Origin of the sequence: Enterovibrio sp. FF113 (genome assembly GCF_041439165.1) — a bacterium.
Taxonomy (GTDB): domain Bacteria; phylum Pseudomonadota; class Gammaproteobacteria; order Enterobacterales; family Vibrionaceae; genus Enterovibrio; species Enterovibrio norvegicus_A.
The window spans coordinates 1-14,889 of record NZ_JBGONO010000039.1 but is presented as its reverse complement, the minus strand read 5'-3'; the positions used below and the strand labels follow the sequence as shown (position 1 = coordinate 14,889).

Below are 14,889 nucleotides of genomic sequence, written 5' to 3'. Positions count from 1 at the left end.
ACCTACATATCCAGTACCTATGACTACATTCTAATCCTAGGTACGGCTGTACACCAAAGCTGTCGGCGAGAATTCAGCAGGTTATCACAACCCGCTGTCCGCCAATATACGATTCACTGCCATGCCCACCGCAGGAAAGGGGGGTGATGGCCGACATTGGAAAACCAACATGGCGCGTTTTTTTCAGCCACAGAAGAAGAAAAATCTCGATACCAAACACAAGGCCTTCACGGTTGAGCGTCTTGACCATCAAGGTGATGGTGTGGCTTTTGACGGAAAAAGACCGGTGTTTATTGCCGGGGCATTAGCGGGCGAAGAAGTCGTGGCGCAGTTGACAGAAGATAAGCGCCAGTTTGCTCGTGCCAAATTGATCAAGGTGGTAACACCAAGTGCTGAACGAATAGAGCCATTTTGTGCCCACTACGGTGTGTGCGGGGGGTGTAACTTGCAACACCTTGGACATGATGCACAGATTAAAGCCAAGCAAAATTCACTTTCTCAGCTGATGAAAAAATTTGCCGCTGCGGATTTAACTCAAGATGCGCCTGTGCGTTCAGAAGGGCAGGGATATCGGCGCCGTGCGCGATTGAGCGTGAAAATCAGTAAAACGGGCGAGCTGGAAATGGGCTTTCGCCAGCGGAGCTCAAAAGAAATCGTGACGGTGACCCATTGTCCGGTTTTAGACAAACAACTTGATGCTCTGCTTCCCGAGGTCTATTCGCTACTGGATGCGTTGCGTGGTCGTCGTGTTATCGGGCACGTTGAGCTGGTGGAGTCAGATGCAGGGCGGGTGCTGCTGGTGCGGGCGATTAAGACACTGCATGACGAAGACATGGCGAGTCTTAAACGGTTTGCCGATGACAAGGCGTTGATTTTGTATCTCCAACAAGGTGAAGGCAACGCCGAGCGTATGTGTGGTGACGCGCCACATTATTCGTTGGGTACGCTGTCGCTTTCTTTTGAACCGCAGGACTTTATTCAGGTCAACGCCGACATTAACCAAAAAATGATTGCCCAGGCACTTGATTGGCTAGATCTTAATAACGACGACAAGGTGCTCGATTTGTTCTGTGGTCTAGGTAACTTCAGTTTACCGATTGCAGGCAAAGCAGAGTCGGTTGTGGGCGTTGAAGGCGTTGAGGACATGGTGCAGCGTGCCAGCGACAACGCAACGCACAATGGTTTAGACAACGTGGCGTTCTACCACGCAAACCTTGAACTGGATGCAGGTAAGACCGAGTGGGGCAAGCAGCGCTATAGCAAAATTTTGCTCGATCCTGCACGTGCTGGCGCTTTAGGGGTTATGCCTTATGTGGCACAATCACGTGCCGAGCGTATCGTGTATGTCTCTTGTAACCCTGCAACACTGGCAAGAGACAGCCAAGTACTGCTCGATAAAGGATACAAGTTAGCCAGGTTGGGCATGTTGGACATGTTCCCCCATACCGGGCACTTAGAGTCGATGGCATTGTTTATCAAAGCCTAAGTCGCTCGAAACCGGCAACCATGATGATTGCCGGTAAGGATTAGAAAAACAGGATAGTGAAATGGTCGCAATTCGTGGCGCGCACCTAAATGACAACAAAGATTTTTTACTTGAACGCTGGGTAGATGGTCTCGCCCAAGACGCGGATGTTTCGCAGGCGTTGATTGATGCTTATTATGACTGCCAAACGCTGGGCGACGAGCAAGCCATGGCGCAGCCGTTATGGTTTGGTCGAGAGATGATTGAAATCCTTGTCACCTTAAGTATGGACAAGGAAACCTTGATCGCGGCGTTACTCTTCCCTGTGGTGGAAGATGGCTTGCTGGCTCACGACGTGCTCAAAGAACGCTATGGCAGCACCATCGCCAAGCTGGTGGATGGCGTGCAGGAAATGGCGTCTATTCGTCATCTGAATGCCAACGACGAAGAAGCGACGTCAGCGCAAGTGGATAACGTACGCCGCATGTTGCTGTCGATGGTGGATGACTTTCGTTGTGTGGTGATCAAACTGGCAGAGCGGATCAGTTATCTGCGTGAAGTGAAAAATGAGCCGGACAATGTACGAAAGGCCGTCGCTAAAGAGTGCGCCAATATTTATGCGCCATTGGCCAATCGATTAGGGATTGGTCAGCTGAAGTGGGAAATCGAAGATTACACCTTCCGTTATCAGCATTCAGATACCTACAAGCAAATTGCCAAACAGCTAGCTGAACGACGTATTGACCGCGAAGAATACATCGATACGTTCGTCACGGACTTACAGCAGTCAATGAGCGCTTCCAACATCAATGCGCAGGTTTACGGCCGCCCTAAGCACATCTACAGCATCTGGCGTAAGATGCAGAAAAAGAGCCTTGCTTTTGATGAGCTGTTTGATGTTCGCGCTGTGCGTATCATTGCTGACCAGCTTCAAGATTGCTATGCCGCACTAGGGGCAGTGCACACCAAATATCGCCACCTTCCCAAAGAATTCGACGACTACGTCGCTAATCCTAAACCTAACGGTTATCAGTCTATCCACACCGTGGTGTTGGGGCCAGAAGGGAAAACGGTCGAGATCCAAATTCGCACCAAGCAAATGCATGATGATGCCGAGCTAGGCGTCGCCGCGCACTGGAAATACAAGGAAGGTGCAACGACGGGACGTAGTGGTTACGACGAGAAAATCACGTGGCTACGTAAACTGCTGGCGTGGCAAGAAGAGATGTCTGATTCGGGCGAAATGCTCGATGAGTTGCGAAGCCAAGTGTTTGATGATCGTGTCTACGCCTTTACTCCGCGCGGTGATGTGGTCGACTTGCCCATTGGTGCAACACCACTAGATTTCGCCTACCACATTCACTCGGAAGTGGGGCACCGTTGTATTGGTACCAAAGTGGAAGGCCGCATCGTGCCGTTCACTTACCACCTGCAAATGGGCGATCAAGTCGAAATCATCACGCAAAAAGAGCCGAACCCGTCACGTGACTGGCTAAACCCAAGTTTGGGCTTCGTCAATTCAGGTCGTGCTCGTGCCAAAATTAATGCATGGTTCCGCAAGCAATCGCGTGAAAAGAACATGATTGCGGGCAAAGAGATCCTCGATGCCGAACTGACCAAAATTGGTGCCGCCAGTAAAGATGCCACCTTAGCCATGAAGCGCTTCAACATGAATAGCCTTGATGAAGTTTACGCCGGTGTCGGTAGTGGCGATTTACGCATCAATCAGGTGGTGAATTTCATCAATTCCATTGTCAATAAACCGACAAAGGAAGAAGAAGACAAACAGTTACGAGCGAAGCTGGAGCAGGTGGAGAGCTCTCCTGTCCCTAAAAAACCGCGCAGAGACGCGGTGGTGGTAGAAGGGGTTGATAACCTGATGACGCACCTTGCACGTTGCTGTCAGCCCATTCCTGGTGATGCTATTGAAGGCTACGTCACACAGGGACGCGGTATTTCGGTTCACCGTTCTGATTGTGAACAGTTGGCAGATCTTCGTCATCATGCACCCGAGCGTATTATTGATACGGTATGGGGGGGCGGATTTGTCGGCAGTTACCAAATTACCGTGCGTGTTTTGGCGTCAGAACGTAACGGCTTGATTAAAGATCTTTCTAGCATGCTGACCAATGAAAAAGTCAGGGTGTCGGGCATGCAAAGTCGAGTTGATTACAAGCAGAACATATCCATCATGGATTTTGATCTTGAGCTAAGTGATCTTGATGTGCTGAGTCGAGTGATCACCCGCCTTGAGCAGGTGAAGGACGTGCATGAAGCGAAGCGGCTTCGTTAGTCTTATACCTGCGTAAACTCTCGTTGTGCAAGGATGGGAAGCTTGCTCGGGTATCAGCCCAGAAAGGGAAGCAGAGGCTTTCCTTTTTTATTTCAAGACGGCGTTAAAACAAACTGACAATGGATAAATAGGCATGAATAAAATGTCGCGAATGCAAGAATTGCTCGAAATTATGGCGACCCTACGAGACCCGAAAAATGGGTGTCCTTGGGATAAAAAGCAGACGTTCAACTCCATAATTCCTTACACCATCGAAGAAACTTTCGAGACAGTCGATGCCATCGAGCGCCAAAATTGGGGCGATGTGCGTGACGAGTTGGGTGATCTTTTGTTCCAAATTGTGTTCTATAGTCAACTCGGCAAAGAGCAGGGTGACTTTGAATTCGACGACGTGGTTGGTGCGATTTGTGACAAGTTGGTGCGCCGTCATCCCCATGTGTTTGGTGAGAAAGACGCTGATGGCAATCCGTTGCAAGCAGCAGATTGGGAAGGCATCAAAGCGCAAGAGCGAGCCGCTAAAGCCGAACCAGACGCCGAATTGAGTATTCTCGATGATGTACCAACGGCACTGCCCGCATTGGGGCGAGCCGCTAAGCTACAAAAACGCTGTGCCAGTGTTGGTTTTGATTGGGATGCGATTGGGCCTGTTGCCGACAAGGTGCAAGAAGAACTTGAAGAAGTCATGGAAGAAGCGTTGATGGTGAACGTGAACCAGGCTCGTGTTGATGAAGAAATGGGCGACTTACTGTTTTCCGTGGTGAATTTGTCACGGTATGTGGGAACCAACCCAGAAAAGGCGTTACGACAGGCCAATTTAAAATTTGAAAATCGTTTTCGTCAAATTGAAATGAAATTACGCGAAAATGGTAAAAACTTGCAGGAAACTCAGCAAGATGAACTCGAAAAACTCTGGCAGCAAGTGAAATGTGACGAAGGCAACAAACCAGTGTGAATCGCTGAATTGATTTACAACAAAAAAAAAGGGTACGCCGTGTGATAGTTTTCACGTTGTGGGAAGTTTCGGGCTCTGGTAACATGTCGTCCCGTCCAGATTTCCAATATTTCCCCTAAATCCAACTCTCAGGTTTAGCATGACAACGAATTACATTTTTGTAACTGGCGGGGTGGTTTCCTCCCTCGGTAAGGGTATTGCTGCAGCGTCATTGGCAGCGATTTTAGAAGCACGTGGTCTTAATGTGACCATGATGAAGCTTGACCCTTACATCAACTTGGATCCGGGCACGATGAGCCCAACCCAGCACGGTGAAGTATTCGTTACGGAAGACGGTGCAGAAACCGACCTAGATTTGGGTCACTACGAGCGTTTCATCCGCACCAAGATGACTAAGCGCAATAACTTTACGTCTGGTCGTGTATATTCAGACGTATTGCGTAAAGAGCGCCGAGGCGACTACTTGGGTGCAACCATCCAGGTTATTCCTCATATCACCAACTCTATCAAAGAGCGTGTGCTTGCGGGCGGCGAAGGTCACGATGTGACTATCGTTGAGATCGGCGGTACGGTGGGCGATATCGAGTCATTGCCATTCCTTGAAGCTATCCGTCAGTTGGCGGTTGAGCTAGGTCGTGAACGCACCATGTTCATGCACCTGACTCTGGTTCCTTACCTTGCTGCGGCAGGTGAAGTGAAAACCAAGCCTACTCAACACTCTGTGAAAGAACTGCTATCTATCGGTATTCAGCCAGACATTTTGGTGTGCCGTAGCGATCGCGTTATTCCTGCGAATGAGCGTTCTAAGATTGCCTTGTTCTGTAACGTGCAAGAAAAAGCCGTTATCTCAATGAAGGATGTAGATTCCATCTACAAGATCCCTTCACTGATCCGTTCGCAAGGCTTGGATGATTTGGTTTGTAAGCGTTTCGGTATCGAAGCGCCAGAAGCTGATCTGACAGAGTGGGAACAAGTTATTTATGAAGAAGCGAACCCAACCGGTGAAGTCACTATCGGTATGGTTGGCAAATACATTGAACTGCCCGATGCCTACAAGTCAGTTAACGAAGCGTTGAAGCACGCAGGCTTGAAAAATCGCCTGACCGTGAAGATCAAATACGTTGACTCACAAGATGTAGAAACCAAAGGTGAAGAAGTCCTTCACGGTTTGGACGCTATTCTCGTTCCGGGTGGCTTCGGCGATCGCGGCGTAGAAGGCAAAATTCTGGCAGCGAAATTCGCGCGTGAAAACAAAGTCCCTTACTTGGGTATCTGTCTTGGCATGCAAGTGGCGCTGATCGAATATGCGCGCAACGTTGTTGGCATGGAAGGCGCGAACTCGACTGAGTTCAACAAAGCGACCAAGTACCCGGTTGTTGGCCTGATCACCGAGTGGGTTGACGGCGAAGGTAAGGTAGAAGAGCGTACTGAAAAGTCCGATTTGGGCGGCACCATGCGTCTTGGCGCACAGCTGTGTCACCTGAAAGACGGCACCAAAGCGCGTGAGCTTTACGGCAACGCTTCAATCCATGAGCGTCACCGTCACCGCTATGAAGTCAACAATGTGCTACGTCCGCAACTTGAAGAAGCCGGCCTTGTGGTATCGGGTCTGTCAGCGGACAAGAAGCTGGTTGAGATTATTGAAAATCCTGAGCACCCATGGTTTGTGGCGTGCCAGTTCCACCCTGAATTTACCTCGACCCCACGCGATGGCCATCCTTTGTTTGAAGGTTTTGTGGCTGCGTCAGGTAAAAATCAGCGTGGTGAGCTGTAACTGAGAACAAGGAGCGGTTGCGAAGGTAGTGCAGCCGCTTTTCGCATTTTTAAGCTATTGACATACGAGAGGAAACACAATGTCTAAGATCGTTAAAGTTCTGGGTCGTGAAATCATCGATTCACGCGGTAACCCAACTGTAGAAGCAGAAGTACACCTGGAAGGTGGTTTCGTTGGTATGGCAGCTGCACCATCAGGCGCATCTACTGGTTCACGCGAAGCACTTGAACTACGTGATGGCGATAAAACTCGTTTCCTAGGTAAAGGCGTACTGAAAGCAATCGGCGCAGTAAACGGCGAAATCGCTAACGCTCTAGAAGGCAAAGACGCGAAAAACCAAGCAGAAATCGACCAGATCATGATCGACCTGGACGGTACTGAGAACAAATCTAAGTTCGGTGCTAACGCAATCCTAGCGGTATCTCTGGCGAACGCAAAAGCAGCAGCTGCTGCTAAAGGCATGCCACTGTACGAGCACATTGCTGAACTAAACGGCACTGCTGGTCAGTTCTCTATGCCTCTACCAATGATGAACATCATCAACGGTGGCGAGCACGCTGACAACAACGTTGATATCCAAGAGTTCATGATTCAGCCAGTTGGCGCTGCAACTTTGAAAGAAGCTGTTCGCATGGGTGCTGAAGTATTCCACAACCTAGCGAAAGTATTGAAGTCTAAAGGCTACAACACTGCAGTTGGTGACGAAGGCGGTTTCGCTCCTAACCTTAAGTCTAACGCTGAAGCACTAGAAGTTATCGCAGAAGCAGTTGCTGCTGCTGGCTACGAGCTAGGCAAAGACATCACTCTTGCTATGGACTGTGCAGCATCTGAGTTCTTCGACAAAGAAGCTGGCATCTACAACATGAAAGGCGAAGGCAAAACCTTCACCGCTGAAGAGTTCAACCACTACCTTGCTGGTCTCGTTGATCAATTCCCAATCGTTTCTATCGAAGACGGTCTGGACGAATCTGATTGGGCTGGCTTCAAGCACCAAACTGAACTGCTGGGCGACAAAATCCAACTAGTGGGTGACGATCTGTTCGTGACTAACACTAAGATTCTGGCTCGTGGTATCGAAGAAGGCATCACTAACTCTATCTTGATCAAGTTCAACCAAATCGGTTCACTAACCGAAACTTTGGCTGCTATCAAGATGGCTAAAGACGCTGGTTTCACTGCAGTTATCTCTCACCGTTCAGGTGAAACTGAAGATGCAACTATCGCTGACCTTGCTGTTGGTACTGCTGCTGGCCAAATCAAGACGGGTTCTATGAGCCGTTCTGACCGTGTTGCTAAGTACAACCAACTTATCCGTATCGAAGAAGCTCTGGGCGAACGCGCACCTTTCAACGGTCTGAAAGAAGTTAAAGGCCAAGCGTAATCGCTTAGCACTTCATTCAGTCGGCGATACGCTGATTTAGAGATGAAAACGGCTCCCTTGGGAGCCGTTTTTTTGTTTGTAGGATAAGGGAAACAACGTCCTAGGACCTCGGTCCTAATTTCTTCGCTAACTCCGGCAAATCTCCGCTTAACCCCAAAGCTCGCTTAATAAACTGCGTTTTGATCCCCGGTAGGGTTGCGGCAGCCACCAAGCCAATGCCACGAAACAGCTTCTTCGCTGGGTTGTCACCTGAGAAAATATCGCGAAAGCCTTGCATCGCTGTGATCATTTGTGCAGCTTCCGCTTTACGCCAGCGTTCAAAGGCGCGCAGGTTGGCTTTCTCGCCAATGTCTTTGCCTTCATCGTGCAAACGCACCAGTTCTTGCGCCAGCGTGGTGGCATCTAACAGACCAAGATTGACACCTTGGCCCGCTAACGGGTGAATGGTGTGGGCTGCATCGCCCACCAAGGCAACGCGTTCAACGACAAAGTCGCGCGCATAACGCATTTTCAAGGGGAATGCGGCGCGATCACCTTCGACTGAACAAAGACCAAGTCGCGTATCGAAGGCGGCAGTGAGTGATTTGTTAAAGTCTTCATCCGACATGGTGCATCGTTGGTCGGCTTGCTCTGGTGATTGCGACCAAACAATAGAGCAAAGATGTGGGTCAGAAAGCGGTAGAAAGGCCAGAGGGCCGTCTGGTGTGAAGATCTGACGTGCTACACCATCGTGAGGCTCTGTGGTGCGTATGTTGGCAACCAGAGCGCTGTGGCCATAGTCCCAATGTGTGAGTGGGATAGAGAGCTGATTTCTCACCCAAGAATTCGCACCGTCTGCACCCACCACCAATTTAGCGGTGATGGCGTTGCCGGAATCCAAGGTTAGCCATGCTTCGGTTTCACCGAACATCATGGAGGCGCATTTATCTGGGCAGAATAGGGTCACATTGTGTTGCTGCTTGATGCGTTCAAACAATGACAGTTGGATAACGCGGTTTTCGACGATATAGCCTAGGTTCGGCTGACCCATGTCCATGGCATCAAAATCGATGGCGCCAAAGCTGTCTTGTTCCCACACTGACATTTTTTGATAAGGGCTACTGCGACGAGCAAGAATGCCTTCCCAAGCGCCAATATTTTTTAGGATATTTTCACTCGCGCGGCTCAGAGCTGAAACGCGAAGGTCGGGCAGGGCATTTAATTCAGGCTCAGGTTCTTTGCCTTCAATGATAGCAATTCGAAGGTCGCTATCAGCCAAAGCTGCCGCTAAAGTTAACCCCACCATGCCGCCGCCAATGATGGCGATATCTACATTTGTCATTTTCATTATCGTTCTACCAGTCCCATCGCTCGTTGCAGCAATGGCGCTTTTAATCCGCTAAAGACGGACATGGCCGCCAGCCCTAAATTGCGCCCAAGGATAAGCGGCGCAGACGTGTTGGAAAAGCCGTGCACAAGGCCAGAGGTCATGGCAACAGTCGCATCCCTATCGGGTTCTCGACGTTGTAGATAGCGCTGCAGCAATGCCATGTCGCCGCAATCTTGTTGTTCGTTGTGTGCGCGAGCAATTTCTTCTGCCAAGGTGATGACATCACGAAGCCCAAGGTTAAAGCCTTGTCCCGCAATAGGGTGCAAGGTTTGCGCGGCATTGCCGACAGCCGCGAAACGGTGGCTGATCAGTTGCGTGGCTTGGCGCAAAATCAGCGGATAGCTGTTTCGCTGTCCAACATGCAATAGCTTACCAAGACGCCAACCAAAGATGGCTTGGAGCTTGTCTGCAAACGCGTGATCAGACAGCTCGATAAGTGCAGGGACATCCTGTGGTTTGACGCACCAAACTAAAGAGCTTCGCCCTTCAGACATCGGCAATAAAGCCACGGGACCTGATTCAGTGAAACGCTCGAACGCCTTGCCCTGATGCGGTAAAGATGTCGTGATATTGGCAATCAGTGCCACTTGTTCAAAATCATGCTCGTGGCGGGAAATTCCAACCATGTCGCAGCATGAAGAGAGTGCGCCGTCGGCGGCGACCATCAACTTAGTGGTGATCGTTTGCCCGTCGTTGAGCGTAAGAGTGACTTTGTCGGTCGCGCGGGTAATGTCAGTGACAAACGCAGGGCAAAACAGTGAGATATTTTTCGCCTGACTGAGCGATTTATGGAATACGCGTCCCGCATCAGCAAGTTCAATCACGTTTCCTAAAAACGGCAGTCCTTCCTTGTCGGCGTGCATTTCAGTGAATCCAAAATGGCCTCGGTCGGAGACGTGAATGGTATTGATGGCGGTAGCAAATGGCGCCACGCCATGCCATACGCCGATTTGGTCGAGCAATTGGCAACTGCCGTAGGAAAGGGCAATGCTTCGGGCGTCATACCCCGGGTGAGTATTATCGGGGATGGCCGCTTCGACCACTGCCACAGAAAGCTTTGCTTGCGTTAAGCGCTCAATGGCCAGAGCGAGTGTCGCACCGGCCATCGCACCACCTGCGATAACAACATCATATGAGTGTGTTGACGGCGCTGTTGCATCCATTCGTTGCCAATCTCCAGCCATTATTGGGGGCTAATGCGTGACGTGTTGAGCGCTGAGTGCGAGTATCTAGTCTCAGTGCAGTGTTGGCGTTTTGTCTTCATCATCTTGTGACTTGATGCCAAGGTCGGCATGCAGTGTCATGGCGCAGACACGGACGTGCTCAATCACTTGCTCAAGCAATACCGCTTGTTCTTCCATGTCATCGTCTTCGTCGATACCCAGTTGTGCAATTTCAGCCAGGTCGGCGAGTACTTCTTTGGCATCTTCTGACAATTTTCCCGCCGTGACACCCGCCAGGCCGACACCTGCGATGAAAGCATTAACCCACTCAGACAGCGCATCACCACGGTCGAGTAGCACAGTGTTCTCGTCGGGTAACAGTGGTTCGAAGTCCATTTGACCCGCGGAAAGCTGTTTGTGTGCGATACCTAGTGAAGTCGCTGCCAATGTTTTTGATTCATGAGGCCAGCCTTCACCTTCGTTGGTGTAGTCATAAAGCATTGGCATCCAATTGCCCAGCTCTGGATCGAGTCCGCCGCATAACATGCCACATAGTAGACCCTGCATTTCAGCCGGAGTAACGGCTAAACTGTCAGATTTAAGTGTGGTAGCAATGTTGCTGTATTCGGGTAAAGTTACTTGAGTCACGAGGGCCACCTTGGATGCCATTAATTTCAAGCCGTATGCTACCACTTAGCGCAATGGCACTGAACATCTCAACCAAAAAAGTCCATGCATGACCACGGAATCGTGGGTGAGAAATTAAAAATAGCTCTGATTTTCATCACATTGACGACTTTTCGTCTAAACAGTACGTCGAGAGACGCAAGACATTAGGATAAACTTGCAGTTTAATCTTCCATTTTCTATAGTTTGTGCCCGTTACGTCAGGGTGCGACATCGCGCTTTGAAGGGAGCTCTAAAAGATTATGACTACGCAGGCTGTTGAAATTCGAATCCTAGGCAAGACAATGCGCGTTAACTGTCCGGCGGGTCAGGAAGAAGCATTGATTGAAGCGGCGAACGACTTTGATCAGCGGTTGCATGAATTGTCCGGGCGCACTAAAGTAACGAATACAGAGCAGTTGCTCACCATCGCGGCGCTTAACGTCTGTTACGAACTGTTAGCAGAGCGACAGCAAGGCGTCGACGAAAAGAATGAAATGGAACAGCGCATCACGCTGTTGCAAAAAACGATTGAAGAGGCGTTGTTAAAACACAGCGCATCAAAAGCCTAAGGGCTTTACCTGTTTGACCCTGGAGTGTTCGTCAGTGGATCTGAGTCCCTGAGCCGATAAGCAAATCTAAGGGTGAGTTGTTACAGGCTTTTGTGCAAGCTCGGCTCGTACCGAGAAGCCTACGGTCTGTTCTGCCCATCCGCCTTGAACCGCAGGGTTCAAGGGCGTAAGATTCCCAACGGCACTCTGGGGCCTTCCCCACAAAATACACACCGCGATACGGCAAGGACAGCCGATGCAAGCGACTGCTTCCGAACAGCGAAATTCGCTGCGCAAACATATCCGAAGCCAACGCCGTGCACTGACGGCACAAGCGCAAACCGATGCTTCGGCTGCGCTTCTGTTGCGCTTTCAGCAATCCGACGCAGTAAAAAGCGCCACCCATATCGCTTTGTATCTCGCTGTTGATGGCGAGCTTGATACCGCCCCACTCATCGAGTATTGCTGGGCGCAAGGCAAGTCGGTTTATCTTCCCGTGATCCACCCATTCAGCAAAGGGCACTTGCTCTTTCTTCGCTATCATCCGCAATCGACACTTGTTGCCAATCGTTACGGCATTCTTGAGCCCAAGCTCGATGTGCGTGATGTGTTGCCCGCTGAAAAACTGGATCTGATTTGCACGCCACTGGTCGCGTTCGATCAAAGCGGACAGCGCTTAGGCATGGGTGGCGGCTATTATGATCGTACACTGGCTCCGTGGTATGAGACCCGACAAGGCGCACGACCTTTAGGGGTTGCGCATGATTGTCAGCAAGTGGATGCCTTACCTATTGAGGTGTGGGACGTACCACTGCCTGAGATCTTGACGCCATCTAGGCACTGGCAATGGTCGATCTGACACGATCACCATTGATCGATAAGAACGAGATCTGGGTACGCAAAAATCCCCACCTTAACGAGACAGATCTGTATAATCGGCCTCGCGTTTTTCCCCCTTATTTAGCAGGAGATCCTCATGACTCAGGATGAAATGAAGAAAGCGGCTGGCTGGGCTGCGTTGGAATATGTCACCAAAGGCAGCATTGTCGGTGTTGGCACTGGCTCAACCGTTAATCACTTCATCGATGCCCTTGAAACCATGAAAGAGCAAATAAAAGGTGCAGTGTCGAGCTCTGTCGCATCGACTGAGCGTCTTGAGAAGATCGGAATCCAAGTGTTTGATGCCAACGAAGTGGCGAGTTTGGATATCTACGTGGATGGTGCGGACGAAATCAACCCTGGCAATGACATGATCAAAGGCGGTGGTGCAGCATTAACTCGCGAGAAGATCGTCGCAGCTCTTTCTGATAAATTCATCTGCATTATTGATGACACCAAAAAGGTTGATGTACTGGGTCAATTCCCATTGCCTGTTGAAGTGATCCCAATGGCGCGTTCTTATGTGGCGCGTGAGCTGGTTAAACTTGGCGGTGACCCTTGCTACCGTGAAGGTTGCACCACGGATAACGGCAACATGATTCTGGATGTGCACAACCTTCAAATCACCAATGCCAAAGAACTCGAAGATAAAATCAATGCGATTGCAGGTGTTGTGACCGTTGGTTTGTTTGCAAACCGTGGCGCTGACGTCGTGCTGGAAGGCACACCGAACGGTGTCGTAAAAAGCTAAATTTTCTTTGGCGAGCAAACCCTTAGCATTTCACTTTTTTTGATGTGAAAGCCAAACGTTTGCGTGCAAGAAACTCAATAAGTTAGCGGCGTCTCTGAGACGCCGTTTTTTTTCGCTTTTATAACGTAATATTCTTACCCTTTCGGATAACTTTTTGTTACCTTAGTCACTAATTATGAGGGGTTGATACGTTTTTTTGGTTGAAAATCATTCAACCGGCCAGAGTTTTGATCGCAGCCCCCAGCCACTTGGATGGCGTAACCAATTTTTGTAATTCTGGTTTGTTTTTAAGGATGAGAACCGCATGGCTAAAGTGTCGCTTGAAAAAGACAAAATAAAAATCCTTCTTCTTGAAGGCGTTCATCCCACAGCAATAGAAGTGTTGCAAGGCGCTGGCTATAGCAATATTGAATATCATAAAGGGTCATTGGCAGGTGAGGAACTTGAAGCCGCCATTGCTGATGCTCACTTCGTCGGTATCCGTTCTCGTACTCAGCTCACTGAGAAAGTGTTTGAAAAGGCAAAGAAACTGGTCGCTGTCGGCTGTTTCTGCATTGGTACAAACCAAGTCAATCTCAACGCGGCTGCAAAGCGTGGTATCCCTGTATTTAACGCCCCATTCTCTAACACCCGCAGTGTTGCTGAGTTAGTACTTGGTGAAATCCTATTGTTGCTTCGCGGCATTCCAGCGAAGAACGCTAAGGCACACCGTGGTGAGTGGATGAAATCGGCGGATCAATCGTTCGAGGCGCGCGGTAAAAATCTTGGCATCATCGGTTACGGTCATATTGGTACTCAGTTGGGTATTTTGGCGGAAAACCTCGGTATGCGTGTTTTCTTCTACGATATTGAGAGCAAACTTTCATTGGGAAATGCTCAACAAGTCGGCTCCATGTCAGAACTGCTTAACAAAAGCGACGTGATCACTTTGCATGTGCCTGAAACAGTATCCACTCAAGATCTTATGGGTAGTGAAGAGTTCGCGCGCATGAAGCCAGGCGCGGTGTTCATTAATGCCGCTCGCGGTACGGTGGTTGATATCGACGCACTTTGCGGCGCACTGGAAAGCGGTCACATCGGCGGTGCAGCGATTGACGTATTCCCAACAGAGCCAAAAACCAACAGCGACCCGTTTACGTCGCCGTTGCAAGCATTCGACAATGTTATTTTGACGCCGCACATCGGTGGTTCTACACAAGAAGCGCAGGAAAATATCGGCATCGAAGTCGCGGGTAAAATGGTGAAGTACTCAGACAATGGTTCAACGCTGTCTTGTGTTAACTTCCCAGAAGTATCACTGCCTGAGCACAGCGGTACATCACGCCTGCTGCACATTCACCAGAACAAACCGGGTATTTTGACCAAGATAAATACCATCTTTGCAGAAGAAGGCATCAACATTGCTGCTCAGTATCTGCAAACTAATGCTGAGTTTGGCTATGTTGTGATCGACGTCGAAACTGAGCATTCTGAAAAGGCATTAAAGAAACTGAAAGCGATCGATGGCACCTTGCGTGCACGTATCCTTCACTGATTGACGCGTTTGCCCCCCTCAAACCGTCTTTCTCCCATGAAATAAGGCCGCAGTCATTGAAGTGACCCCGTAAAGTTGGACATTTCTGTTAAGCGGCTTTCAAGGCCTGAT

The 14,889-nt window shown here is 49.7% G+C and carries 12 protein-coding genes and 1 other RNA gene; 10 read left to right on the top strand and 3 right to left on the bottom strand.

The genetic code is table 11. The annotated features are described in order from the left end of the window. Positions 1 to 169: 169 nt before the first annotated feature. From rlmD to eno, 5 genes are all read left to right on the top strand, one after another. Entirely contained in the window at positions 170 to 1,486 is a 1,317-nt protein-coding gene (gene rlmD / locus ACED36_RS21335) for a 23S rRNA (uracil(1939)-C(5))-methyltransferase RlmD (protein WP_016960289.1), read from the top strand. Positions 1,487 to 1,547: 61 nt separating this feature from the next. After that, positions 1,548 to 3,758, top strand: coding sequence for a GTP diphosphokinase (gene relA / locus ACED36_RS21330; protein WP_016960288.1), 2,211 nt, complete (start codon positions 1,548 to 1,550; stop codon positions 3,756 to 3,758). 133 nt (positions 3,759 to 3,891) lie between these two features. Further along, complete coding sequence (mazG, locus tag ACED36_RS21325; RefSeq protein ID WP_371733791.1) at positions 3,892 to 4,710, top strand: nucleoside triphosphate pyrophosphohydrolase; 819 nt, start codon at positions 3,892 to 3,894, stop codon at positions 4,708 to 4,710. Between the two features lie 139 nt (positions 4,711 to 4,849). Continuing rightward, positions 4,850 to 6,484 (top strand): CTP synthase, encoded by a 1,635-nt coding sequence (locus ACED36_RS21320; protein ID WP_016960286.1) that lies wholly within the window; start codon positions 4,850 to 4,852, stop codon positions 6,482 to 6,484. A 79-nt stretch (positions 6,485 to 6,563) separates the two neighbouring features. Continuing rightward, positions 6,564 to 7,865 (top strand): phosphopyruvate hydratase, encoded by a 1,302-nt coding sequence (gene eno / locus ACED36_RS21315; protein WP_017007444.1) that lies wholly within the window; start codon positions 6,564 to 6,566, stop codon positions 7,863 to 7,865. Between the two features lie 100 nt (positions 7,866 to 7,965). Here the strand turns inward: eno and ACED36_RS21310 are convergent, their stop codons facing one another. From ACED36_RS21310 to ACED36_RS21300, 3 genes are all read right to left on the bottom strand, one after another. Continuing rightward, entirely contained in the window at positions 7,966 to 9,192 is a 1,227-nt protein-coding gene (locus ACED36_RS21310) for an FAD-dependent 2-octaprenylphenol hydroxylase (RefSeq protein ID WP_371733790.1), read from the bottom strand. Beyond that, positions 9,192 to 10,397: a 2-octaprenyl-6-methoxyphenyl hydroxylase gene (gene ubiH / locus ACED36_RS21305; RefSeq protein ID WP_371733789.1), complete on the bottom strand. Its 1,206-nt coding sequence runs from the start codon at positions 10,395 to 10,397 to the stop codon at positions 9,192 to 9,194. Before ubiH ends, ACED36_RS21310 begins: the two co-directional genes overlap by 1 nt. A 72-nt stretch (positions 10,398 to 10,469) precedes the next feature. Then, positions 10,470 to 11,045 (bottom strand): YecA family protein, encoded by a 576-nt coding sequence (locus tag ACED36_RS21300; protein WP_017007447.1) that lies wholly within the window; start codon positions 11,043 to 11,045, stop codon positions 10,470 to 10,472. A gap of 281 nt (positions 11,046 to 11,326) precedes the next feature. Between ACED36_RS21300 and zapA the strand changes: the two genes are divergently transcribed. The 5 genes from zapA to serA all read left to right on the top strand — a co-directional run bounded on the left by zapA (position 11,327) and on the right by serA (position 14,778). Continuing rightward, on the top strand, positions 11,327 to 11,635 hold the full coding sequence (zapA, locus tag ACED36_RS21295) for a cell division protein ZapA (protein ID WP_016960281.1): 309 nt from the start codon (positions 11,327 to 11,329) through the stop codon (positions 11,633 to 11,635). 13 nt (positions 11,636 to 11,648) lie between these two features. Continuing rightward, positions 11,649 to 11,832: non-coding RNA, 6S RNA (gene ssrS / locus ACED36_RS21290), on the top strand. A 38-nt stretch (positions 11,833 to 11,870) separates the two neighbouring features. Next, positions 11,871 to 12,473, top strand: coding sequence for a 5-formyltetrahydrofolate cyclo-ligase (locus ACED36_RS21285; protein WP_017003242.1), 603 nt, complete (start codon positions 11,871 to 11,873; stop codon positions 12,471 to 12,473). Positions 12,474 to 12,590: 117 nt separating this feature from the next. After that, positions 12,591 to 13,244, top strand: a complete 654-nt coding sequence (gene rpiA, locus ACED36_RS21280) for a ribose-5-phosphate isomerase RpiA (RefSeq protein ID WP_016960279.1) — start codon at positions 12,591 to 12,593, stop codon at positions 13,242 to 13,244. A 304-nt stretch (positions 13,245 to 13,548) separates the two neighbouring features. Then, the gene (serA, locus tag ACED36_RS21275; protein ID WP_016960278.1) at positions 13,549 to 14,778 is read left to right on the top strand and encodes a phosphoglycerate dehydrogenase; all 1,230 of its coding nucleotides are present in this window, start codon (positions 13,549 to 13,551) and stop codon (positions 14,776 to 14,778) included. Positions 14,779 to 14,889 lie beyond the last annotated feature (111 nt).

Coding starts and splice junctions, on each gene's coding strand:
- rlmD (WP_016960289.1), top strand. CDS start 170: ATGGCGCGTTTTTTTCAGCCACAGAAGAAGAAAAATCTCGATACCAAA.
- relA (WP_016960288.1), top strand. CDS start 1,548: ATGGTCGCAATTCGTGGCGCGCACCTAAATGACAACAAAGATTTTTTA.
- mazG (WP_371733791.1), top strand. CDS start 3,892: ATGAATAAAATGTCGCGAATGCAAGAATTGCTCGAAATTATGGCGACC.
- ACED36_RS21320 (WP_016960286.1), top strand. CDS start 4,850: ATGACAACGAATTACATTTTTGTAACTGGCGGGGTGGTTTCCTCCCTC.
- eno (WP_017007444.1), top strand. CDS start 6,564: ATGTCTAAGATCGTTAAAGTTCTGGGTCGTGAAATCATCGATTCACGC.
- ACED36_RS21310 (WP_371733790.1), bottom strand. CDS start 9,192: ATGAAAATGACAAATGTAGATATCGCCATCATTGGCGGCGGCATGGTG.
- ubiH (WP_371733789.1), bottom strand. CDS start 10,397: ATGGATGCAACAGCGCCGTCAACACACTCATATGATGTTGTTATCGCA.
- zapA (WP_016960281.1), top strand. CDS start 11,327: ATGACTACGCAGGCTGTTGAAATTCGAATCCTAGGCAAGACAATGCGC.
- ACED36_RS21285 (WP_017003242.1), top strand. CDS start 11,871: ATGCAAGCGACTGCTTCCGAACAGCGAAATTCGCTGCGCAAACATATC.
- rpiA (WP_016960279.1), top strand. CDS start 12,591: ATGACTCAGGATGAAATGAAGAAAGCGGCTGGCTGGGCTGCGTTGGAA.
- serA (WP_016960278.1), top strand. CDS start 13,549: ATGGCTAAAGTGTCGCTTGAAAAAGACAAAATAAAAATCCTTCTTCTT.